Origin of the sequence: Paraplanobispora siamensis (assembly GCF_016863175.1) — a bacterium.
Taxonomy (GTDB): Bacteria; Actinomycetota; Actinomycetes; order Streptosporangiales; family Streptosporangiaceae; genus Planobispora; species Planobispora siamensis.
The window spans coordinates 183,553-206,670 of sequence record NZ_BOOJ01000040.1; the positions used below are offsets into that span (position 1 = coordinate 183,553).

Here is a 23,118-nt window from a genome sequence, read left to right on the forward strand (position 1 = left end):
CACCAGGTCGTTGTGCTGAACGCGCTGGTTGGCCCGGTTTGCCGCTGATACTTTGGAGCATAGAATCACGAAATTCACTGACAAAGAGAGTGAGTTTGTGACAATCCGGGAAGAGTCGAGCGACCACCGCGGGCGGATCTGATGCCCGGCGGAGGGCTCCCCGTCCCGTCATGTGAGGCGGCACGCCCCGGAAGACCGAGACTCGAGGCACGCGGTACCGGCACGTTTGCATCGGTGAACCCCCATGGTTTGGCACACTCTCTTGACGCCGGGCCGTCCGCACCGGGAGATTGGCCAGCGCATCTATGAACGATCTAGATATGGACTTCCTGGTCGGCGCCGACAACGACGATGGTCGAGCGAGGCGCGGATCCCGCGCGTCCTCAGGGCGTGACGGCAGGCGCGGCCGCCGCCGCAGGCGCCGCCGCAACAAGGGCGGCTTCCTGGCCCCGATGCTCGCCGTCATCGTGCTGGTGGGCGGTCTCGGCGGGGCCGGCTACTACGGCTACACGTGGCTGCGCGGCGTGATGACCGTCGAGGACTACACCGGTTCCGGCACCGGCGAGGTCACGGTGGAGATCAAGCAGGGGCAGAGCGCCTCCGACGTCGCCCAGACCCTGGAGGAGCAGGGCGTGGTCAAGAGCGCCCGCGCCTTCACCGACGCCATCGCCGAGGCGGGCAAGAGCTCCTCCCTGCAGCCCGGCGTCTACACCCTGCGCAAGCAGATGTCGGCCGCCGCCGCCGTCGAGTTGCTCGACCCTAGCAAGCAACTGCTGGACCGGGTGACCCTCAAGGAGGGGCTGCGCCTGTCCGACACGCTGAGCACCCTGGCCAAGGCGACCGGCAAGCCGCTCAAGGAGTTCCAGACGGCGGCCAAGAACAGCGCGGCGCTGGGCCTGCCCGCCTACGCCAAGGGCAGGCTGGAGGGCTACGCCTTCCCGGCCACCTACGACATCACCCCCAAGATGTCGGCGGCCGACATCCTCACCGCGATGGTCGACCGCTTCAACCAGACCGCGGAGAAGGACCGGCTGGTGGCCGAGTCCAAGGCGCTGGGCCGCACCCCTCACGAGGTCATGATCATCGCCAGCATCGTGCAGGCCGAGTCCGGCAGCGTCGACGACATGGGCAAGATCGCGCGCGTCATCTACAACCGCCTCGAGGAGGGGCGGAAGCTGGAGATGGACAGCACGCTCTTCTACGGGCTCAACAGGTACGGCATCGCCGCGACGAACGCCGAGCTGGAGAGCACCTCGCCCTACAACACCTACCGCAAAACCGGCCTGCCCCCCGGCCCCATCTCCAACCCCGGCGACCACGCCATCCAGGCCGCGCTCAACCCGACCGAGGGCGACTGGATCTGGTTCGTCACCACCGACCCGGCCAAGGGCATCACCAAGTTCGCCTCCACCGAGTCGGAGTTCCTCAAGCTCAAGGCCGAGTTCGAGAAGAACCGGGGTAACGGGTGAGCCGCGCCGCGGTCCTGGGCTCCCCGATCGCCCACTCGCTCTCGCCGTACCTGCACCGCGCCGCCTACCGGGCGCTCGGCCTGGACGACTGGAGCTACGAGGCGATCGAGTGCGACGAGGCCGGTCTGCCGGGCCTGCTCGGCGGGCTCGGCCCGGACTGGGCGGGGCTGTCGCTGACGATGCCGCTCAAGCGGGCCGTGCTGCCGCTGCTCGACACCGTCTCGGAACTGGCCGTCGAGGTGGGCGGGGCCAACACCGTGGTCCTGCGCGAGGGAGCCCGGCACGGTGAGAACACCGACGTCTACGGCATCGTGCGGGCGCTGACGGAGGCGGGCGCGGCCCGGCCCCGGTCGGCGGCGATCCTCGGCGGGGGCGCGACCGCCGCCTCCACCCTGGCGGCCCTGCGCGAGCTGGGCCTGGGCGAGGCCACCCTGGTGGTGCGCGACCCGGGCCGGGCGGGGGAGACGGCCGAGGTGGCCGAGCGGCTGGGCACGGCCCTGACCGTGCAGACCTTCGAGAAGATCGACACCGTCCTGGACGTGGACCTGGTCGTCTCGACCCTGCCCTCGGGCGCGGCCGACGGCTTCGCCGACCTGGTGGCCGGCCGGGTCCCGGTGGTCTTCGACGTCGTCTACGCCCCCTGGCCGACCCGCCTGGCCGGCGCCGTGGCGCAGGCGGGCGGGACCGTGGTCGGCGGCTTCCCGATGCTGCTGCACCAGGCGGTGCGGCAGGTGGAGCTGATGACCGGCCGGACCGACGTGCCGGTGGAGGCGATGCGCGCGGCCGGCGAGGCCGAGATCCTCAGACGGGCCGGCCGGACGAGCTGACCGTTCTTCACTCGGACCGGCCGGGCGAGCCGGCCACCCCGCACGCGGGTCGTTTCGACGAGCTGACGCCTCTCCGCACGGTGGAGCCCGGCCGGTCTTCGGACGATCCGGCCGGGCTCGGGTGATTCCTCAGGCGATGCGTTCGGGAGAGCCGGCGGTCCCCGAGCCGTACGGTGCGAAACCGCGCCTGGCGACGGTGAACACGACGGCCACGAGAAGCATCTGCAGCAGGGCGACGGGCCACCTGCCCTCCATGGCGTAGCGGACCGGGTCGCCGCCGTACATCAGCAGCACCAGCGGGGCCAGGAGCACCCCCGCCCGCAGTCCGGCGGGGGTACGGCTGCCCGCCCCCCACGCCATGGCGATCAGCGTCGGCGCGACTATGACGTCGAGATAGTCCTCCGGCGCCCACTCGCCCGACGCCTCCACCAGGACGTGCGGCAGCACCGCCGCGGCCGCCAGCGCCGCGGTGCAGGCCACGGCCCAGCGCAGCAGGACGCGCCACCCGATCAGATCGAGGCCCGCACGGGGGCTGGGCGCGACGGTCAGCAGGAGGGCCACGAGGAGGCCGGGCGAGGCGTTGAGCGCGTGATCGGCGATGCCGGGCACGCCGCCAGGGAAGACGCCCGGCCCCATCTCCTCGACGAGGGACGCCGTCGCCGTCACGTTCATCGCGATGCCGCCGAGCGCCCAGATCCAGGCGCAGGCCACGGCGAGCCGGCGTGAACCGGCCAGCGCCAGTCCCAGGACCAGGGCGTACGCCAGGTGCCAGGCCAGGGACAGCAGGGAGCGGGCGTCGACGGCCCACTCGGACGACAACGTCATCACGGCCAGGGGGATGGCCGAGAGGCTCAGATTGATGACGAGCAGGTACAGCGGGGCCAGGACGGCGGCGACGTTCAGCGCGTCGCGCCAGTGCGGGACGGACTCGGGCCCGACGAACCGCCGGGCGCGCACGGCGATGCCGCCCCGGACGAGGTCGAGGGCGTCGCGGAGGTCCGGCAGCCTGCGGCCGGGCTCCGCCCCGGCCATGAGCACCCCGACCATCTCCTCCCCGTGCCGGGCCCGGTGGTCCGCGGGATACCAGCGCAGGAGGCGGCGGTAGCGGGTCTCCAGAGGACCGGCCCCGCCGGGCCCCCGGCCCATGCCGTGCTCGCCACTGGGATCAGGGCGACCCCGGCCCATGCCGTGCTCGCCGCCGGGGTCCGGGTGGCGCCGGTCCATGCCGTGCTCGCCGCCGGGCGCTCCGGAGGGCGAGTGCTCCCGCGGGCTCATGCCGTACCTCCGGCGGGGAGCCCCGGCAGGCGGCGGGCCCCGAGGAAGACGGCGCCGCCGGCGAGGCGGGCGCGCAGCCGGGTGGCGGCGGCCTCGGCGTGCCGCCGCAGGCGCTCGGCCTCGGCGGCCAGGCGGGTGCCTCCCTCGTCGGTCAGCCGGTAGTAGCGGCGGACCCGGCCGTCCACGATCTCCTCGCGGTCGGTCGTGATGAGGCCCTCGGACTGCAGCCGGTCCAGCGCGGCGTACAGGGTGCCCGCGCGCAGCCGTACCCGGCCGCCGGAGATCTCCTGCACGTCGGAGATCACCCCGTAGCCGTGCTGGGGAGCCGCGGCGAGGGCGGTCAGGATCAGGAACGTCGGCTCCTGCATCGAACGCTCGCTCATGTCATCTTTATATATCGATCATTTGCATATCGACAAGAGGATGATTCTGAGCCCGCTCCGTGTTGTGGTAACGTAGCTACTCGATCGGTCCGGCATGCCTGCCGGACGCGCAAGCGGAGGTTCCCCTCCCACCTGGTCGGCCCCCGGCCGGCAGGTCAAGGATCACACCGGGTGAAACCGGGGAGCTTACGGCTTCGAGGTTGTGAGCTCATGTGGCCCCGCATGCGCGACGTGCGGGGCAATTCGCGTTTCGCATCCGGTTATCGGATGCACCGGCGTGTGACCTCCCGGCACGATCGAGCACGTGGCAGCCGCCCCCAAGGGCGGCAGCGGATCGCAACCTAGGAGGCCCCATCAGCGCCGAGCCCCGCATCAACGACCGTATTCGTGTGCCCGAGGTTCGCCTCGTCGGCCCGAACGGCGAACAGGTGGGCATCGTCTCCATCGGCGATGCTCTGAAGCTGGCTCAGGAGGCCGACCTCGACCTCGTGGAGGTCGCGGCCACAGCTCGCCCGCCCGTGTGCAAGCTCATGGACTACGGCAAGTTCAAGTACGAGTCCGCCATGAAGGCACGCGAGGCGCGTCGCAACCAGGCGTACACGATCATCAAGGAGATCAAGCTCCGGCCGAAGATCGACCCGCACGACTACGAGACCAAGAAGGGTCACGTGGTGCGGTTCCTCAAGGCGGGAGACAAGGTCAAGGTCACCATCATGTTCCGCGGGCGGGAGCAGTCCCGTCCCGAGCTGGGCTTCCGGCTCCTGCAGCGGCTGGCGGAGGACGTCACGGACCTCGGTTTCGTGGAGTCCCAGCCCAAGCAGGACGGCCGAAACATGATCATGGTGATCGGGCCGCACAAGAAGAAGGCCGAGGCCAAGGCCGAGAAGGCGGCGGCCAGGACGCGGCGCGACGAGGAGTCCGCGGAGCGTCAGACGCCGGTCGAGACGGCTGTGGCCGACGAGGCGTCCGCTCCGCAGGAGTGACTCGCATAGCCTGAACGCTCAGGCAGTCGCGAGAAGAATCCGAGACCGGGTCCGGTCTCGCAGTCAGGCATGCCCTTGACTCGGGTTACCGGCCCGGGACATCGGCACGATCGAGGGAGAGACGGCTGAGATGCCGAAGATGAAGACGCACAGTGGTGCGAAGAAGCGGTTCCGGCTCACCGGTACTGGCAAGATCAAGCGCCGCCGCGCCAACCGCGCGCACTACAACGAGTGGAAGTCGTCCACCCTGACGCGCCGTCTCAAGCCCGAGGTCGTGCTGTCCGACGCCGACTCCAAGAAGATCAAGAAGCTGCTCGCTAAGTAACGACCCGGGGAGATAGATACACATGGCACGCGTGAAGCGGGCGATCAACGCCAAGAAGAAGCGCAGGGTCGTTCTCGAGCGGGCGAGCGGCTACCGGGGCCAGCGGTCGCGTCTGTACCGCAAGGCCAAGGAGCAGATGCTCCACTCGATGACCTACGCCTACCGCGACCGCAAGGACCGCAAGGGCACCTTCCGCCGTCTGTGGATCCAGCGCATCAACGCCGCTGCCCGTCAGAACGGCATCACCTACAACCGGCTCATCCAGGGCCTGCGCCTGGCGGAGATCCACGTCGACCGCAAGATCCTGGCCGACCTCGCCGTCAACGACGCCGCCACGTTCGCCACGCTGGTCGAGTCCGCCAAGAAGGCGCTCCCGGCCAACGTGAACGCCCCGGTCGCTCAGTAACCGCGCCGGGCGCCCGCGGACCTGCGCGGGCGCGCCGGCATCCGGGCGGGTCCGGTTCCGTACGGCACGCGGCCCACAGCGATCACGCTGTGGGCCGCGTTCGCATTCTTGGGCTTCTCGAAGGACGGATATGGCGGGGTCTGAACTGACCAACATCAAGTCGCCGCGGGTCAAGGCCGCGCGCAGGCTGACCAAGCGGGCCTTCCGCGACCGTGACCGGTCCTTCCTGGCCGAGGGGCCGCAGGCGGTGCGCGAGGCCCTGGCGCTGGACGACGTGGTCACCGAGCTGTTCACCACGGCGGAGGCCGAGAGCCGGCACGCCGAGATCGTCGCCGCCGCCCGGGACGCCGGGATCCCCGTCCACCGGGCCAGCGGCGAGGTCATGGCCGAGCTCGCCCAGACGGTCACCCCGCAGGGCCTGCTGGCCGTGTGCCGGTTCGTGCACGTGCCGCTGGAGCGCTCGCTCACCGATGAGACCCGCCTGGTGGCCGTCCTGGCGCACGTCCGCGACCCCGGCAACGCCGGCACCGTGCTGCGCGCGGCCGACGCCGCGGGCGCCGACGCGGTCGTCTTCACCGACGCCTCCGTGGACCCCTACAACGGAAAGTGCGTGCGGGCCAGCGCCGGCAGCCTGTTCCACCTCCCGGTCGTCACCGGGGCCCCGGTGACGCAGGCCGTACGGGCGCTGAAGGACGCCGGGCTGCGCGTGCTGGCCGCCGACGGCGCGGGCGAGCGCACCCTGGACGACGTCGACCTGTCCGGGCCGACCGCGTGGATCTTCGGCAACGAGGCGTGGGGGCTGCCGAAGGAGATCCTGGAGCTCGCCGACGACGTCGTCCGCGTGCCGATCTACGGGCGTGCCGAGAGCCTCAACCTGGCCACGGCCGCCGCGGTGTGTCTGTACGCATCTGCCCGATCCCAGCGGGCCGCGGGCGCCCAGAGCCCGGCTCCGAAGCTGCCGTAGAACACGGAAAACCCGCTATTGTCGGCGTTGTAGCGTCGAGGAGGCGGGGTCGTGCACGACGGACACACCGACGGGCGGAGCGCTGACTCCGTATGCGCGATCGATGTGGACGATCTCCCCGACGGCCTGGTGGTGACCGACCGGGACGGGCACGTGCTGGCGGTCAACCGGGCCGCCACCCGCCTGACCGGGGTCACCCGCGAGCAGGCCGTCGGCCGGCACGTGCGCGACGTGTTCTCCTTCCGCGACCAGGACGGCCGCGACTGGTGGAAGTGGCTCGACACCTACGGCGGCCTGCCGACGCGCACCCGCCACCCCGAACTCCCGCTGCGCACCCCCGGCGGCCACGAGATGCTCCTGGCCGCCCGGCTGGTGCGCGAGCCCGAGCGGGGCGGGAAGGTCGTCCGGGTGGTCATCACCATGCGCGACGCCGGCGCCCGCGCCCGCCTGGAACGCAGTCGCGCCGACCTGGTCTCCACCGTCGCCCACGAGCTCCGCTCCCCGCTGACCAGCGTCAAGGGGTTCACCGCGACGCTGCTGGCCAAGTGGACCCGCTTCACCGACGACCAGAAGCTCGTCATGCTGGAGACGGTCAACGCCGACGCCGACCGGGTGACCAGACTGATCACCGAGCTGCTCGACGTGTCCCGCATCGAGTCCGGGCGCCTGGAGATCCACCGGCAGGTCGTCGACATCCCGGCCCGGGTCAGAAAGATCATCGCCGGTCGGGTCGCGGCCGGCGAGCCGGAGGGCCGCTTCCGGCTGGAGGTGCGCGGCGAGCTGCCCGAGACGTGGCTCGACCAGGACAAGATCGATCAGGTCCTGTCCAACCTCATGGAAAACGCGGTGCGTCACGGACGGGGTACGGTGACAATAGTCGTCGAGCCGAACGAGTGGGGAGTGACCGTGTCCGTCCGCGACCAGGGTGAGGGCATCCCGCCCGAGCTGGTCACGCGCGTGTTCCGGCAGTTCTGGCGGGGCAACGCCCGCCGCCGCGGCGGCACCGGGCTCGGCCTGTTCATCGTCAAGGGCCTGATCGAGGCCCACGGCGGCACGATCTCCGTGCAGCGCGGCCCCGAGGGCGGGGCCGAGTTCCGATTTATGCTGCCCACCGGCACCCCTGACTTCGCCTGAGGCGAACGCCGGCCCGGTGGGCTCCTTCGCGCATCACCGGCCGCGCCCCCGCATCCGCCAGGCCCGGCCCGGTCTTCCCAACGATAGACTCATGGCCGCTTAGGCCCTGGATTCGGAGCTCTCTCTTGTCTAACTACGACCCGGTCGAGGTGACGCCGCTGCACGCCGACGAGGTGGCGCGCATGCAGGCCGACGCGCTCGACGCCATCAAGGCGGCGCGCGACCTCGACGAACTGAAGCAGGTACGGCTCGCGCACGCCGGTGACCGCTCGCCGATCGCCCTGGCCAACCGTGAGATCGGCGCGCTGCCCCCGGCGGCCCGCGCCGAGGCGGGCAAACGCGTCGGCGGCGCCCGCAAGGCCATCGCCGACGCGCTCGCCGAACGCCAGGTCCAGCTGGAGGCCGAGCGCGACGAGCGCGTCCTGGTCGAGGAGACCGTCGACGTCACGCTGCCCTGGGACCGCGTCCCGCGCGGCGCCCGGCACCCGCTGACCACGCTGCAGGAGCGCATCGCCGACGCCTTCGTCGCGATGGGCTACGAGGTGGCCGAGGGGCCCGAGCTGGAAGGCGAGTGGTTCAACTTCGACGCGCTGAACATCTCGCCCGACCACCCGGCGCGCTCCGACCACGACACCTTCTTCGTGGAGTCCGTCGACTCCGGCAAGGTGCTGCGCACCCAGACCTCGCCGGTGCAGATCCGCGCCCTGCTCGGCCGTGAGCTGCCGGTCTACGTGATCTCGCCCGGCAAGGTGTTCCGCACCGACGAGCTCGACGCCACCCACACCCCGGTCTTCCACCAGGTCGAGGGCCTGGCGATCGACGAGGGCCTGACGATGGCCCACCTCAAGGGCACGCTGGACCGTTTCGCCGAGGTCATGTTCGGCGAGGGCATCACCACCCGGTTCCGGCCGAACTACTTCCCGTTCACCGAGCCGTCGGCCGAGATGGACCTGAAGTGCTTCGTGTGCCGCGGCGCCTCGGTCGTGCCCGGCAACCCGCCGTGCCGTACCTGCAAGTCCGAGGGCTGGATCGAGTGGGGCGGCTGCGGCATGGTCAACCCGCGCGTGCTCATCGCCTGCGGCGTCGACCCGGCGCGTTACTCCGGCTTCGCCTTCGGCATGGGCATCGAGCGCACGCTGATGTTCCGCCACAACGCCGAGGACATGCGCGACATGGTCGAGGGAGACGTCCGCTTCACGCTCCCGTTCGGAATGGAGGTCTGATGAAGGTCCCGCTTTCATGGCTGCGGGAGTATGTCGATCTCCCCGCCGTCACCGCCCACGAGATCGCCGACAAGCTCACCGCCGCCGGCCTCAAGCTGGAGGCCGTCACCTCCTACGGCCACGACGTCAAGAACGTCGTCGTCGGCGAGGTGCTCTCCATCGAGGAACTGGAGGGCTTCAAGAAGCCCATCCGGCACTGTCAGGTAGAGGTGGGCGAGGCCGCCCCGCGCCAGATCGTGTGCGGCGCGACCAACTTCGTCGCCGGTGACCGGGTGCCGGTCGTGCTGCCCGGCGGCGTGCTGCCCGGCGGCTTTGAGGTCGGCGCGCGCAAGACCTACGGGCGCATGTCCGAGGGCATGATCTGCTCCGAGCGCGAGCTGGGCCTGGGCGACGACCACTCCGGCATCATGGTGCTGCCCGAGGGCACGCCCATCGGCGCCGACGTGGTCGAGCTGCTCGGCCTGCGCGAGGACGTCATCGAGCTGGAGATCACCCCGGACATCGGCTACGCGCTGTCCATCCGGGGCGTGGCCCGCGAGGTCGCCACCGCCTTCGAGGTGCCGTTCCGCGACCCGGCCGACGTCTCCCCGCCGGCCGAGTCCCAGCCGTCCCACCCGGCCTCGATCGCCGACCCGACGGCGTGCGACCGCTTCGTGCTGCGCAGCATCAGCGGCTTCGACCCGCACGCGCCGAGCCCGTTCTGGCTGCGGGCCAGGCTGACGCGCGCCGGCATGCGCCCGGTCTCGCTGGCCGTCGACGTCACCAACTACGTGATGCTGGAGCTGGGCCAGCCGCTGCACGCCTTCGACGCCACCAAGCTGACCGGCGAGATCGTGGTGCGCCGGGCGCAGCCGGGGGAGACCCTGGAGACGCTCGACCACGTCGTGCGCTCCCTCAACCCCGAGGACGTCCTGATCACAGACGGGTCCGGCGCGATCTCCATGGCCGGCACCATGGGCGGCCTGCACACCGAGATCTCCGACGACTCCACCGAGATCGTCATCGAGGCCGCGCACTTCTCGGCCAGCGGGATCGCGCGCATGTCCCGCCGCCACAACCTGGTCAGCGAGGCCTCCAAGCGCTTCGAGCGGGGCGTGGACCGGGAGCTGCCGCTGTACGCCTCCTGGCGCGCGGTGCGGCTCCTGACCGAGCTGGGCGGCGGCACCGTCCAGCCGGGCGTCACCCACGTCGACGTCCCGGCCGAGCCGGTCCGCATCTCCATCCCCAGCGACCACCCCGGCAAGGTCGCCGGGACGCACTACGACCGCGAGACCGTGGTCCGCCGCCTGGAGCAGGTCGGCTGCACCGTCGAGAGCGGCGCCGTCGCCCCGGCCGACGAGATGGCCGTCCTGCTCGCGGTGACCGGCGACGACATGCTGACGGTCACCCCGCCCTCCTGGCGGCCCGACCTGACCGACCCCAACGACCTCGCCGAGGAGGTCATCCGGCTCGAGGGCTACGAGAACCTGCCCTCGACCCTGCCCGCGGCGCCGGCCGGGGCCGGGCTCACCGAGGGCCAGCGGCTGCGCCGCCGGGTCGGCCGGGCGCTGGCCGGCGCCGGCTACGTCGAGGTCCTCGCCTACCCGTTCGTCGGCGAGCGCGACTTCGACAACCTGCAGCTGCCCGCCGACGACGCCCGCCGCCGCGCCGTACGGCTGGCGAACCCGCTCAGCGAGGACGAGCCGCTGATGCGCACCACGCTGCTGCCGGGCCTGCTGAAGATCCTGGTGCGCAACGTGGGCCGCGGATTCGGCGATGTGGCGCTGTTCGAGACCGGCCTGGTCTACCGGCCGGCGCCGGACGCGCCCGCGCAGGCCCCGGTGCTCGGCGTGGACCGCCGTCCGACTGCGGAGGAGCTGGCCTCGATCGAGGCCGCACTGCCCGACCAGCCCCGGCGGGTGGCCGTGGTGCTGGCCGGCGAGTTCGAGCGCTCCGGCTGGTGGGGCAAGGGCCGCCCGGCCACCTGGGCCGACGCCGTCGAGGCGGCCCGCACGGTCGCCCGCGAGGCGGGCGTCGAGCTGACGGTCCGCGCCGACCGGCACGAGCCCTGGCACCCGGGCCGCTGCGCCGCGCTGTACGCCGGGGACACCCTGGTCGGCCACGCCGGCGAGCTGCACCCGCGCGTCATCGAGGCGTACGGCCTGCCGCCGCGCACCTGCGCGATGGAGCTGGAGCTGACCCGCCTGGAGGCCGTGCTGCCCGGCCCGGCGCAGACCCCGCCGGTCTCCGCCTACCCGGTCGCCACCCAGGACGTCGCGCTGATCGTCGGCGCGGACGTCCCGGTCGCCGAGGTCGAGGCGGCGCTGCGCGAGGGCGCGGGCGAGCTGCTGGAGTCCCTGCGGCTGTTCGACGTCTACACCGGCGCGCAGGTCGGCGAGGGCAACAAGTCCCTGGCCTATACGCTGCGCTTCCGGGCGCCGGACCGCACGCTGACGGTCGAGGAGACCACCGCGGCCCGCGAGGCCGCCGTGGCCCTGGCCGCCGAGCGCACCGGCGCCCAGCTCCGCGGCGCCTGAGCACCACGGACGAGGCCCCGGCGGCATGACCGCCGGGGCCTTTCCCTACCCCGATGCACGACACAGGACGAGAGGAAGGACGAGATGAGGCACCTGCTGGTGTTCGCCGGTCGCGACGACGCCGAGGAGGTCGCCGAGGCGGTGGCCGACCGGCTCCCCGAGCTGGAGGCGCCCGCCGTGGTGCGGGAGACCCTGGCGGGCGAGGACGACGCCGAGGACGCCCAGTGGGTCGTGGTCGTCGAGGACCCCGACGGCGCCCTGTCCCGGGAGGAACTGGCCGGTCTGGACGAGCTCGCCGAGGAATACGACGGCTGGCGCGAGACCGAGTGAGCCCGGCCCCGTCTCGGGTTCCGTGCCCCGTCTGATCATCGAAGGCTTCCGGGTCCGCGAGGAGGCGCGGTGCCGGATCGCCGTCTCCCACGCAGTGCTTCCTCATGTCGGCCGTGATCCGGACGATGCGAAGAGATGGCCGACCTTCCGCAGCATCGCCGACAGGTCGTCGCCGTCCCTGTCACGACTGCACGGAAGCATCGATGAACACTTCACAGAGGGGCCCGGAACCCTCCGGCCCACGCCGTACGAGCGCCCGGCTGCGGATCCCCGCCCTGCTGACCGCCCTGCTGACCAGCCTGGCCGTCCTGATCCCGTTGACCGCGACCCCGGCCTCGGCCGTCGCCGACAGCACCGTCGTGGCCTGGGGCGACAATGACCGAGGGCAGAGCGATGTGCCACCTGGCCTGACCGATGTGACCCAGACCGCTGCTGGGTATGCCCATACTCTGGCGCTGAAGAACGATGGCACCGTCGTGGCCTGGGGTCTCAATTCCGCCGGTCAGGCCACCGCGCCGCCCGGCCTGGCCGACGTGGTCCAGATCGCCGCCGGCAACGCGCACAGTATGGCGCTGAAGAATGACGGCACCGTCGTGGCCTGGGGCGACAACACGTTCGTTCAGGCCACTGTACCGCCCGGCCTGACCGACGTGACTCAGATCGCTGCTGGGTACGTCCATACTTTGGCGTTGAAGAATGATGGCACCGTCGTGGCCTGGGGTAACAGCTATCACGGCCAGGCCACTGTACCGCCCGGCCTGACCGACGTGATCCAGATCGCCGTCGGCGCCCACCACAGTCTGGCGTTGAAGAATGACGGCACCGTCGTGGCCTGGGGTCTCAATGCCGCCGGTCAGGTCACTGTGCCGCCCGGCCTGACCGGTGTCACCCGCATCGCCGCCGGATATCTTCACAGTCTGGCGCTGAGGAATGACGGCACCGTCGTGGCCTGGGGCGACAATCTCGCAGGTCAGGCGACCGTGCCGCCCGGCCTGACCGACGTGGTCCAGATCGCCGTCGGCGACGACCACAGTATGGCGCTGAAGAGTGACGGCACCGTCGTGGCCTGGGGCGACAACACGTTCGGTCAGGTCACCGTGCCGCCCGGCCTGACCGGTGTCACCCACATCGCCACCGGACATCGTCACAGTATTGCGGTGTTGCGGCCCTCGGTCGGGTTCGCGCAGGCGAGCACGACGTTCGCCGAGGACGTCGGCGCCGTGCAGGTGTCAGTCACCCGCACTGCAACCGCTCTCGCTTCCACGGTCGACTACGCGGTTACCGGCGGCACCGCCGACGGCTCCGACGTCACCCTCTCACCGGGCACACTGTCCTTCGCCCCAGGCCAAGTCACCACCGACATCGGCTTGACCGTCATCGACGACGACGGGAACGAAGGCGATGAGACGTTCACCATCACCCTGTCGGCGCCCAGTGCGGGTACACAACTGGATCCGCAAACCACGCTGACCGTCACCATCACCGACAACGACCCACTCGCCGAACCGGAAGCGCCCACCCCACCGGCAACCTCCACCACTCCCAAGGCGCCGAAGGCTCCCAAGGTCCCGGTCAAGGCCGACACCCTGATCAGGACCAGCGGTTCGGGCTACGCCGGTGACAACGTCTACGGTCGCACTTCGGCCGCGGCCCAGACCGCGACGGCCACCGTGCACCGCGACATCGGCATCGCCGGGCACGGCGGTGCCGTCGCCCTCGGTCGTCGGCCCGTCAGCCTGCGCACCTTCTACGTCCGCATCGCCAACGACGGCACCTCCAGGGCCACCATCACCGTCAAGGGCGGCGCCGCGCCGTCCGGTGTCCGGGTCCGCTACCACGAGGGCCGCAGCAACGTCACCGCCGCCCTGCGCTCGGACTCCGGTCTGCGCGTCAAGCTGGCACCCGGCGCGCACCGGCGGATCCGCATCCAGATGCTGATCTCTCCCGACATCGAGATCGGATCGGTCAAGCAGGTCGCCGTCTCGGCGGCCCCGGCCGGTGACGCCACGCAGGCCGACATCGTCCGGGCTGCCGTCCACATCATCCGCTGACCGGCCGGGCGCTCTGTCAGAGCAGGTCGACCCGTCCCCTTCGATGTCGACATCGAAGGGGACGGACGTCTTTAGGGCCTCGTGGCGGATCCCGATCGGCGACCGTGGGTACGTACTTCACCGGTGAGCCTCGTTCAGGCCGTGGCCTGGGCGAGTTCCTCGCGGCGGGTGCGTTCGCGGACGGCGTGCTCGTCGGTGCGGGCGTCGTAGGTGCGGAACTTCGGCAGGAGGCCGGCCAGGGCGGTGACCGCGCCGACGCACAGCAGGCCTCCGGCGCCCAGGGAGAAGCGGGTGCCGCCCAGGTGGTCCATCAGGCCGGCGCGGGCGTTGCCCAGCATCGGGCCGCTGGTGTAGGACAGCAGCTCGATCCCGGCCAGACGGCCACGGTACTCGTCGGGGATGGTCTGGTTCCAGATGGTGGCCCGGAAGACGCCGCTGATCATGTCGGCGGCGCCCGCCAGCGCGAAGCAGGCCAGGACGCCCCACATGTTCGGCATGAGGGCGGCCAGCGCCACGGCCAGGCCCCACACGAGAGCGGCGACGATCACGCCCAGGCCGTGCCGGTGGACGTGGGTGGTCCAGCCGGAGGTGACCGAGGCGATCAGCGAGCCGACGGCGGCGGCGGAGTAGAACAGGCCCAGGGCGTGGGTGGCGCCGAGTTGGTCGGCCAGGAACGGATAGAGCGCCACGGCGTAGGCGAAGACCATCGCGGCGATGTCCACCAGGTAGGTGCCCATCAGGTCGGGGCGGCGCACGGCGTAGCGCACGCCGTCGGCCAGCGCGCTGAGCGAGGCCGGGGGAGCGTCCTCGGCCTGCGGCGGGGCCTTCACCAGCCAGAGCAGGACCAGCGAGGCCAGGAAGGTGACCACGTTGATCGCGTAGGCGGTCGCCACGCCGTACGAGGCGGCGATCAGGCCGCTGAGGCCGGGGGCGACGATGGCGCCGAGGTTCCAGCGGAAGCTGCTGAGCGCGGCGGCCGCGGTGAGCTGGTCGTGCCGCACGACCCGGGGCATCAGGGATTCGAGGCTGGGCCGCTGCAGGCTGCCCAGACCGGCCGACAGCGCGCCGACCACGTACAGGACCCAGATCTGGGGGTTCGGCAGCAGCGCGTTGACCAGCAGGATCGCGACCGTGAGGCAGAGGCCCACCTCGGTGTAGAGGATGATCTTCCGCCGGTCCAGCGCGTCCGCGATGGCGCCGCCCCACAGGCCGCAGACCACCATCGGCACGAACTCGGCCGCGCTGACCAGGCCGACCGCCAGGGGCGAGTTGGTCAGCTGCTTCATCTGCAGCGGGACCGCGACCACGGTGAGGAATGTCCCGAACATCCCGATCACCCCCGAGCCGAACAGCAGCCGGAAGTCACGGGAGTCGCGCAGGGGGCTCAGGTCCATTCGCATACGGCGGAGCAGGGACCTGAACGAACGATCAGGATTTTCGGGCACGAACAGCTAGTTTCGGTGGCGGCCCGCCCGAAAGCAAACCAATATCGGGCGGGCCGGACCCGGCTCAGGCGCCGAGGACCTCCTTGCGCAGGTGCGTCTTGAGGATCTTGCCACCGGGGTTGCGGGGCAGCTCCGCCTCGCGGATCCAGAACCTGACCGGCACCTTGAACGCCGCGATCCGCTCGCGCAGGAACGCCTGCAGCTCCTCGGGGGTGGCCGGGGCCTTCAGCCGGACCACCGCGCCGACCTCCTCGCCCAGCTCGTCGTGCGGGATGCCGATCACCGCTGCGTCGTCCACCGCCGGGTGCTCGAACAGGGCGGCCTCCACCTCGGCGCAGTAGACGTTCTCGCCGCCGCGGATGACCATGTCCTTGGCCCGGTCCACGATGTAGACGAAGCCCTCCTCGTCCATGCGGGCCAGGTCGCCGGTGTGCAGCCAGCCGCCGACGATGGTCTCGGCGGTGGCCTCGGGGCGGTTCCAGTAGCCCAGGATCACGTTCGGGCCGCGCATGCACAGCTCGCCGACCTCTCCGGCGGGCAGCTCCTGTCCCGTCGGGTCGGCGATCTTGACGTCGACCACGGGCATCGGCAGGCCGATGCTGTCGGGCTTGGCCAGATAGTCCGAGCCGCTGTTGTTGATCGCCAGCGCGGTGGTCTCGGTCATGCCGTAGCCGTTGGAGGGCGCCCGGCTGGGCAGCTGCTCGGTGATGCGCTCCAGCAGCTTGGGCGGGGCGGGGGCGCCGCCGTAGCCCAGGGAGGCGAGGCTGGAGACGTCGTACTTGTCCAGGTCGGGGTGGGACAGCAGCTGCCACACGTTGGTGGGCACGCCGCTGAACACGGTGACCTTCTCGCGCTCGATCAGCTCCAGGGCCCGCCCGGCGTCCCACTTGTACATCAGCACCAGGCCGCCGCCGCTGAACATCGTGGTGGTCATCACCGCGAAGCAGCCGGTGACGTGGAACAGCGGCACGGTCAGCAGGGTGACGCGGCGCTGGCCGGCGGCCTCGCCCGGGTCCTTGCCGGCCCTGACCACGGCGCGCAGCAGGCTGTAGGCCACGGTCATGGGGGACTGGCCGAGGTTGCGGTGGCTGCCGAGCGCGCCCTTGGGCACGCCGGTGGTGCCGGAGGTGTAGAAGATGGTCGCCGGGTCGTCGGGGGAGAGCTCCACGTCCGGCAGCGTCACGTCCGCCGCCACCTCGCCCAGCACGTCCTGGAACGACCGGGCGCCCTCGGGGACCTCGCCGCGCGTCACGATCAGGGCCGGGCCGGCCGTGGCCAGCTTGGCGGCGCGCTCGCCGTCGGCGATGAGCACCTTGGCCCCGGAGTCCGACAGCCCGAACTCCAGCTCCTGCTGGGTCCACCAGGCGTTGAGCGGTACGGCGATCGCCCCGGCGGCCAGCACCGCGGAGAAGGAGACGACCCACTCGGGGTAGTTGCGCATGGCGATGGCGACCCGGTCGCCCTTGCCCACGCCGTACTCCTCCACCAGCCGCCGCGCCAGCGTGGCCGCCCGGCGGAAGTGTTCCTCGTAGGTGATGTGCTCGTCCTCGTAGGCCAGGAAGACCTTGTCACCGTGGAACCGGCTGATCTCGAGGAGGGCCCGGAAGTGCACGGGCGCGTGCTTCCAGGTCCTGACCGTGCCGCCGTGGCCCGGGACCTCCTCCATCTCGAAAAGCTGTCCGGGGCCGGTGAGCTGGGCCTGGACCTGGTCATGAGTGACAGTCATGCGTTCTACTCCCCGGGTGTGGAAGGACCGGAAACGTCACGATACCGACCGGTAGGTACGTGCAACAGGGCTGAAATATCACGAAACATCACGCTGTATGACCATGCGCGGCTCTGTGCTCCGCCGTGCCGTCCGCCCCCGCCGTCACCGGGGAAGCATTCACCCCTCCGGTATATCCTCGTTTGCATGAAGATCCCGGCGCATGCATAATCTCTCTAGAAATCTTATGAGCGACAACGCATGAATATGCAGACATGGGAGGACGGATGAGAGCCGCCATCGCCGGCGCCAGCGGCTACGCCGGGGGTGAGCTCCTGCGTCTGCTGCTGTCCCACCCCGAGATCGAGATCGGCGCCCTGACCGCCGGCTCCAGCGCGGGCACCGCGCTCGGCGGGCACCAGCCCCACCTGGCCCCTCTGGCCGACCGTATCCTGCAGGACACCACCGCAGGGACTCTGAGCGGTCATGATCTGGTCTTCCTCGCGCTCCCGCACGGCCAGTCCGCCGAGATCGCCGGGCAACTCGGCGACGACACCTTGATCGTCGACTGCGGCGCCGACTTCCGCCTGTCCGACCCCGCCGCCTGGGAGCACTTCTACGGCGGCGCGCACGCCGGCACCTGGCCGTACGGCCTGCCCGAGCTGCCCGGCCAGCGCGAGGCGCTGCGCCGGACCCGCAGGATCGCCGTCCCCGGCTGCTATCCCACCGCCGTCACCCTGGCCCTGTTCCCCGCCTTCGGCGCCGGCCTGGCCGAGCCCGACGTGGTCGTGGTCGCCGCCAGCGGCACCAGCGGAGCGGGCCGCTCCCTCAAGCCGAACCTGCTGGGCAGCGAGGTCATGGGCTCCGTCAGCGCCTACGGCGTCGGCGGCGTGCACCGCCACACCCCGGAGATGGAGCAGAACCTGGCGGCCGTGGCCGGAGGACCGGTGAAGGTCTCCTTCACCCCGACGCTGGCCCCGATGAGCCGCGGCATCCTGGCCACCTGCACGGCCCCCGCCACGCCGGGCCTGACCGCCGCGGCCCTGCGCGAGGCCTACGAGGCCGCCGTCAAGGACGAGCCGTTCCTGCGCCTGCTGCCCGAGGGGCACTGGCCGGCCACCTCCATGACCCTCGGCGCCAACACCGCCGCCCTCCAGGTCGCCCTGGACGAGCGCGCCGGACGTGTCGTCGCCGTCGTCGCCATCGACAACCTGACCAAGGGCACCGCGGGAGGCGCGATCCAGAGCGCCAACCTCGCCCTCGGCCTGCCAGAAGAGCTCGGTCTTCCCGTCAACGGAGTCGCCCCATGAGCGTGACCGCCCCCCTCGGCTTCCGGGCCGCGGGCATCGCCGCCGGCATCAAGGCCGCCGGAGCCCGCGACCTGGCCCTCGTCGTCAACGACGGCCCCTCCCGCGCGGCGGCCGGCGTCTTCACCGCCAACCGCGTCAAGGCCGCCCCCGTCCTGTGGTCCCAGCAGGTGCTGGCCGGGGGCCGGGTCCGCGCGGTCGTCCTCAACTCCGGCGGCGCCAACGCCTGCACCGGCCCGGTGGGCTTCCAGGACACCCACGCCACCGCCGAGAAGGTCGCCGACGTGCTGGAGGACTCGGCCGGCGAGATCGCGGTCTGCTCCACCGGCCTGATCGGCGAGCGGCTGCCGATCGACACCCTGCTCGACGGGGTCGACATCGCCGCCTCCCAGCTCAGCCGGGACGGCGGCCTGGCCGCCGCCGACGCCATCCGCACCACCGACACCGTCTCGAAGATCTCCTTCAAGCGGGGCGAGGGCGGCTACATGGTCGGCGGCATGGCCAAGGGCGCGGGCATGCTCGCCCCGGCGCTGGCCACCATGCTCTGCGTGATCACCACCGACGCGGAGCTGACCTCCGAGCAGCTCGACGCGGTGCTCCGCAAGGCGACGCGGGTCACCTTCGACCGGCTCGACTCCGACGGCTGCATGTCCACCAACGACACCGTGCTGCTGCTGGCCAGCGGCGCCTCCGGCGTCGTCCCGGACCTCGCCGAGTTCGAGAAGAAGATCACCGAGGTCTGCGCCGATCTGGCCCGCCAGCTCCTGGTGGACGCCGAGGGCGCCTCCAAGGCCATCGCCATCGAGGTCGTCGGCGCCGCCTCCGAGGAGGACGCCGTCACCGTCGGCCGCGCCGTCTCCCGCTCGAACCTGCTCAAGTGCGCCATCCACGGCGAGGACCCCAACTGGGGCCGGGTGCTGTCGGCGGTGGGCACCACCGACGCCGTCTTCGAGAGCGACCGGCTCAACGTGGCCATCAACGGCGTGTGGATCTGCCGGGGCGGCGCGGCCGGCGACGACCGCTCCAAGGTGGACCTGCGCCCCCGCGACGTGACGATCACCGTCGACCTGTCGGCGGGACCGCACACGGCGACGATCCACACCACCGACCTCACCGCGGCCTACGTCCACGAGAACTCGGCGTACTCGTCATGAGCGCCAGCGGAACGAGCGCCGGTGGAACGAGGATCAACGGGGCCCTCTCCAAAGCCACCACCCTGATCGAGGCCCTGCCGTGGCTGGCCCGCTTCCAGGGCGCCACCGTCGTCATCAAGTACGGCGGCAACGCGATGACCGAGGAGCACCTGCGGGAGAAGTTCGCCGACGACGTCGTCTTCCTGCGCTACGCCGGGCTCAAGCCCGTCATCGTGCACGGCGGCGGCCCGCAGATCAACGCCCAGCTCGACCGGCTGGGCATCGAGTCCACCTTCACCGCCGGCCTGCGGGTCACCACCCCCGAGGCCATGCAGGTCGTCAGGATGGTCCTGGTCGGCCAGGTCAACCGCGACGTGGTCGGCCTGATCAACCGGCACGGCCCGCTGGCCGTCGGCATGTCCGGTGAGGACGCCCACCTGTTCACCGCCGTCCGCAAGCACGCGGTCGTCGACGGAGAGCGGGTGGACATCGGCCAGGTCGGAGAGATCGTCCGGGTCGAGGCCGGGGCCGTGCAGGCGCTGCTGGACGACGGGCGCATCCCCGTCGTCTCCTCGGTCGCCCGCGGCGAGGACGGCACCGTCTACAACGTCAACGCCGACACCGCCGCCGCCGCGCTGGCCGTGGCGCTGCAGGCGTCCAAGCTGATCGTCCTGACCGACGTCGAGGGCCTGTACCGCAACTGGCCCGAGAGCGACGAGGTCATCAGCCGCCTCACCGCCGGCGAGCTGGAGCACCTCCTGCCCGGCCTGTCCAGCGGCATGGTGCCCAAGATGGAGGCGTGCCTCAACGCCGTGCAGGGCGGCGTGCCCCAGGCCCACGTGCTCGACGGCCGGATGCCGCACGCCGTACTGCTGGAGATCTTCACCGACGAGGGCATCGGCACCATGGTGCTGCCCGACGAGTCCGCCACCGCCCCGGCGGCCGCCGTACCCGAACTGGTCAAGCGCAGGCTGACCGCCACCATCAAGCTGAAGGGGAGCGACACGTGAGCCTGTACGACCGGTTCGAAGCCGCGTTCATGCCCAACTACGGCGTGCCCCCGGTGGCGCTGGCCCGCGGTGAGGGCTGCGAGGTCTGGGACGTCGACGGCAACCGCTATCTCGACATGATCGGCGGCATCGCGGTCAGCTCCCTGGGCCACGCCCACCCCGCGCTCGTCGAGGCCGTCTCCCGGCAGGTCGCCACCATCGCGCACACCAGCAACCTGTTCCTGCACGAGCCCGAGGTGCTGCTCGCCGAGCGCCTGCTCGGCCTGCTCGGCGGGCAGGGCCGGGTCTTCCTCGCCAACTCCGGCACCGAGGCCAACGAGTGCGCCTTCAAACTGGCGCTGAAGTACGGCAAGACCACCGGCAGGACCTACTTCGTCGCCGCCGAGAACGCCTTCCACGGCCGGACCATGGGTGCGCTCTCGCTGACCGGCAAGCCCTCGATCCGCGACCAGTTCGGCCCGTTCCCGGTCGACGTGCGCTTCGTGCCGTACGGCGACGCCGACGCGCTCAAGAACGCCGTCACCGACGAGTGCGCCGCCGTCTTCCTGGAGCCCACCCAGGGTGAGGCCGGGGTCGTGCCCCCGCCGGACGGCTACTTCCGCGCCGCCAGGGAGATCTGCACCGCCGCCGGGGCGCTGCTGGTCGCCGACGAGATCCAGTCCGCGATCGGCAGGACCGGCCACTGGTTCGCCCACCAGCACGAGGGCGTGCTGCCCGACATCCTGACCCTGGCCAAGGGCCTGGGCGGCGGCATGCCGATCGGCGCCTGCGTCGGCTTCGGCCCGGCCGGCACGATCTTCGCCAAGGGCGACCACGGCTCCACCTTCGGCGGCAACCCCGTCTCGGCCGCCGCCGCGCTCGCCGTACTCGGCACCATCGAGAACGACGGCCTGCTGGAGCACGTCCGCACGGTCGGCGCCGAGCTCGCCGACGGCATCGCCGCCGTCGACCACCCGCTGCTGGGCGGCGTGCGCGGCCGGGGCCTGTGGCGGGCGATCGTGCTGACCTCCGCCCGCTCCGCCCAGGTCCAGGCCGCGGCCCAGCGGGCCGGTTTCCTGGTCAACGCCCTCCAGCCCGACGCGGTACGGCTCGCGCCGCCGCTGACCATCACCTCCGAGCAGGTCGCGACGTTCGTGGCCGCGCTCCCCGCGATCCTCGACGAGGCCTCCCGTGACTAGACACTTCCTCAAGGACGACGACCTGACCCCCGCCGAGCAGGCCGAGGTGCTCGACCTGGCGCAGGCGATGAAGAAGGACCGGTTCGGCTACCGGCCCTTCGAGGGGCCCAGGACCGTCGCCGTGCTGTTCGACAAGCACTCCACCCGGACCCGCGTCTCCTTCAGCGTCGGCATCGGCGAGCTCGGCGGCCTCCCGCTGGTGCTCGACGCGGGCTCCTCGCAGATGGGCCGGGGCGAGTCGATCGAGGACACCGCCCGAGTCCTGGAGCGCCAGGTCGCGGCAATCGTGTGGCGGACCGGCGGACAAGAGAGGATCGAGGCCATGGCCGCAACCTCCTCCGTCCCTGTGGTCAACGCCCTCACCGACTCCTACCACCCCTGCCAGATCCTCGCCGACCTGCAGACCGTCCGTGAACGCTTCGGCGGGACCGCCGGGCTGACGCTGGCCTACTACGGCGACGGCGCCAACAACATGGCCCACTCGTACCTCCTGGGCGGGGCCACCGCCGGGATGAACGTGCGGATCTGCGCCCCGGAGGGCTACCGGCCCGACCCGGCGGTGCTGGCCCGGGCCGCCGAGATCGGCGCGCAGACGGGCGCCGAGGTCTCGGTGGTCGACGACCCGGCGGCGGCCGCGGCCGGAGCCGAGGTGGTCACCACCGACACCTGGGTGTCCATGGGCCAGGACGGCAAGGACGAGCGGGTCGCCGCGCTCATGCCGTACCAGGTGAACGCCGGGGTGATGGCGGCCGCCGCGCCCGGTGCGATCGTGCTGCACTGCCTGCCCGCCTACCGCGGTCTGGAGATCACCGCCGACGTCATCGACGGCCCGCAGAGCCTCGTGTGGGACCAGGCGGAGAACCGTCTGCACGCCCAGAAGGCCCTATTGCACTGGCTGGCGTCGGCGGGAGAGTCGTCGTGATCCCCATGACCAAGGTGGCCCGCCAGGCACGGATCGCCGAGCTGCTGCAGCGCCGGCCCGTCCGGTCCCAGCCGGAACTGGCCAAGCTGCTGGCCGAGAGCGGGGTCGAGGTCACCCAGGCCACCCTCTCACGTGATCTGGACGAGCTCGGAGCGCTCAAGCTCCGGGCGGAGGACGGCTCCCTGGTCTACGCCCTTCCCGGAGAGGGCGGTGGCCGCATACCGCTGGCCCGGCTCGGCGGCGGGGAGACCCCCGCGGCCAGGCTCGGCCGTCTGGCCGAGGAACTGCTCGTCTCAGCCGAGGCGTCGGCCAACCTGGTGATCGTGCGCACCCCGCCGGGAGCCGCGCAGTTCCTCGCCTCGGCCATCGACCACGCCGACTGGGAGTCCATCCTCGGCACGGTGGCCGGCGACGACACGATCCTCGTCATCAGCCGCGACCCGACGGGCGGGGCCGTCGTGGCCGAGGCTCTGCTGCGCCTGGCCGACCGACGCAGTTAGCCCGCCACCCGCGGGCCGACCCCGGCGCAGCC

At 71.5% G+C, this 23,118-nt stretch carries 21 protein-coding genes; 17 read left to right on the plus strand and 4 right to left on the minus strand.

Annotation, left to right across the window (positions count from 1 at the left end; translation table 11 throughout):
* The first annotated feature begins 305 nt into the window (after positions 1-305).
* Positions 306-1,469, plus strand: coding sequence for an endolytic transglycosylase MltG (gene mltG / locus Psi01_RS24935; protein WP_204066510.1), 1,164 nt, complete (start codon positions 306-308; stop codon positions 1,467-1,469).
* Positions 1,466-2,296, plus strand: a complete 831-nt coding sequence (locus Psi01_RS24940) for a shikimate dehydrogenase (protein WP_204066511.1) — start codon at positions 1,466-1,468, stop codon at positions 2,294-2,296. The genes mltG and Psi01_RS24940 overlap by 4 nt, the downstream gene beginning before the upstream one ends.
* 129 nt (positions 2,297-2,425) lie before the next feature.
* On the opposite strand, the gene Psi01_RS24945 is transcribed toward Psi01_RS24940, so the two are convergent.
* Positions 2,426-3,571 (minus strand): hypothetical protein, encoded by a 1,146-nt coding sequence (locus Psi01_RS24945; RefSeq protein WP_204066512.1) that lies wholly within the window; start codon positions 3,569-3,571, stop codon positions 2,426-2,428.
* Complete coding sequence (locus tag Psi01_RS24950; protein WP_239127997.1) at positions 3,568-3,954, minus strand: PadR family transcriptional regulator; 387 nt, start codon at positions 3,952-3,954, stop codon at positions 3,568-3,570. The genes Psi01_RS24945 and Psi01_RS24950 overlap by 4 nt, the downstream gene beginning before the upstream one ends.
* Before the next feature lie 371 nt (positions 3,955-4,325).
* Between Psi01_RS24950 and infC the strand changes: the two genes are divergently transcribed.
* From infC to Psi01_RS24995, 9 genes are all read left to right on the plus strand, one after another.
* A complete protein-coding gene (infC, locus tag Psi01_RS24955) occupies positions 4,326-4,937 on the plus strand; it encodes a translation initiation factor IF-3 (RefSeq protein WP_275424598.1) in 612 nt (203 codons plus the stop codon).
* Between the two features lie 130 nt (positions 4,938-5,067).
* Positions 5,068-5,262, plus strand: a complete 195-nt coding sequence (gene rpmI / locus Psi01_RS24960) for a 50S ribosomal protein L35 (protein WP_204066513.1) — start codon at positions 5,068-5,070, stop codon at positions 5,260-5,262.
* A 22-nt stretch (positions 5,263-5,284) separates the two neighbouring features.
* Positions 5,285-5,668: a 50S ribosomal protein L20 gene (rplT, locus tag Psi01_RS24965; RefSeq protein ID WP_203878766.1), complete on the plus strand. Its 384-nt coding sequence runs from the start codon at positions 5,285-5,287 to the stop codon at positions 5,666-5,668.
* Between the two features lie 130 nt (positions 5,669-5,798).
* Entirely contained in the window at positions 5,799-6,632 is an 834-nt protein-coding gene (locus tag Psi01_RS24970) for a TrmH family RNA methyltransferase (protein ID WP_204066514.1), read from the plus strand.
* 51 nt (positions 6,633-6,683) lie between these two features.
* Positions 6,684-7,766 carry a sensor histidine kinase gene (locus Psi01_RS24975; RefSeq protein WP_204066515.1) on the plus strand — a complete coding sequence of 361 codons (1,083 nt, stop codon included), beginning with the start codon at positions 6,684-6,686 and terminating at the stop codon, positions 7,764-7,766.
* Between the two features lie 182 nt (positions 7,767-7,948).
* Positions 7,949-8,989: a phenylalanine--tRNA ligase subunit alpha gene (gene pheS / locus Psi01_RS24980; RefSeq protein ID WP_239128006.1), complete on the plus strand. Its 1,041-nt coding sequence runs from the start codon at positions 7,949-7,951 to the stop codon at positions 8,987-8,989.
* Positions 8,989-11,505: a phenylalanine--tRNA ligase subunit beta gene (pheT, locus tag Psi01_RS24985; protein ID WP_204066517.1), complete on the plus strand. Its 2,517-nt coding sequence runs from the start codon at positions 8,989-8,991 to the stop codon at positions 11,503-11,505. The genes pheS and pheT overlap by 1 nt, the downstream gene beginning before the upstream one ends.
* 84 nt (positions 11,506-11,589) lie before the next feature.
* Positions 11,590-11,835: a hypothetical protein gene (locus Psi01_RS24990; protein WP_204066518.1), complete on the plus strand. Its 246-nt coding sequence runs from the start codon at positions 11,590-11,592 to the stop codon at positions 11,833-11,835.
* 203 nt (positions 11,836-12,038) lie between these two features.
* Positions 12,039-13,886, plus strand: coding sequence for an RCC1 domain-containing protein (locus tag Psi01_RS24995; RefSeq protein WP_204066519.1), 1,848 nt, complete (start codon positions 12,039-12,041; stop codon positions 13,884-13,886).
* A 134-nt stretch (positions 13,887-14,020) separates the two neighbouring features.
* On the opposite strand, the gene Psi01_RS25000 is transcribed toward Psi01_RS24995, so the two are convergent.
* Together Psi01_RS25000 and Psi01_RS25005 are read right to left on the minus strand one after the other, a co-directional pair.
* The gene (locus tag Psi01_RS25000) at positions 14,021-15,286 is read right to left on the minus strand and encodes an MFS transporter (protein ID WP_239127999.1); all 1,266 of its coding nucleotides are present in this window, start codon (positions 15,284-15,286) and stop codon (positions 14,021-14,023) included.
* Positions 15,287-15,395: 109 nt separating this feature from the next.
* Positions 15,396-17,057: a class I adenylate-forming enzyme family protein gene (locus Psi01_RS25005; protein ID WP_204066520.1), complete on the minus strand. Its 1,662-nt coding sequence runs from the start codon at positions 17,055-17,057 to the stop codon at positions 15,396-15,398.
* A 266-nt stretch (positions 17,058-17,323) separates the two neighbouring features.
* On the opposite strand from Psi01_RS25005, the gene argC reads away from it, so the two are divergent.
* The 6 genes from argC to Psi01_RS25035 are packed head-to-tail and all read left to right on the plus strand — an operon-like array spanning position 17,324 to position 23,086.
* Positions 17,324-18,346: an N-acetyl-gamma-glutamyl-phosphate reductase gene (argC, locus tag Psi01_RS25010; protein ID WP_204066521.1), complete on the plus strand. Its 1,023-nt coding sequence runs from the start codon at positions 17,324-17,326 to the stop codon at positions 18,344-18,346.
* The gene (gene argJ, locus Psi01_RS25015) at positions 18,343-19,497 is read left to right on the plus strand and encodes a bifunctional glutamate N-acetyltransferase/amino-acid acetyltransferase ArgJ (protein WP_204066522.1); all 1,155 of its coding nucleotides are present in this window, start codon (positions 18,343-18,345) and stop codon (positions 19,495-19,497) included. The genes argC and argJ overlap by 4 nt, the downstream gene beginning before the upstream one ends.
* Complete coding sequence (gene argB / locus Psi01_RS25020; RefSeq protein WP_204066523.1) at positions 19,494-20,486, plus strand: acetylglutamate kinase; 993 nt, start codon at positions 19,494-19,496, stop codon at positions 20,484-20,486. The genes argJ and argB overlap by 4 nt, the downstream gene beginning before the upstream one ends.
* A 29-nt stretch (positions 20,487-20,515) precedes the next feature.
* Positions 20,516-21,664, plus strand: coding sequence for an acetylornithine transaminase (locus Psi01_RS25025; RefSeq protein WP_239128007.1), 1,149 nt, complete (start codon positions 20,516-20,518; stop codon positions 21,662-21,664).
* Positions 21,657-22,586: an ornithine carbamoyltransferase gene (gene argF / locus Psi01_RS25030; protein ID WP_204066525.1), complete on the plus strand. Its 930-nt coding sequence runs from the start codon at positions 21,657-21,659 to the stop codon at positions 22,584-22,586. Before Psi01_RS25025 ends, argF begins: the two co-directional genes overlap by 8 nt.
* Before the next feature lie 5 nt (positions 22,587-22,591).
* Positions 22,592-23,086 (plus strand): arginine repressor, encoded by a 495-nt coding sequence (locus Psi01_RS25035; protein WP_204066548.1) that lies wholly within the window; start codon positions 22,592-22,594, stop codon positions 23,084-23,086.
* The last annotated feature ends 32 nt before the right edge of the window (positions 23,087-23,118 follow it).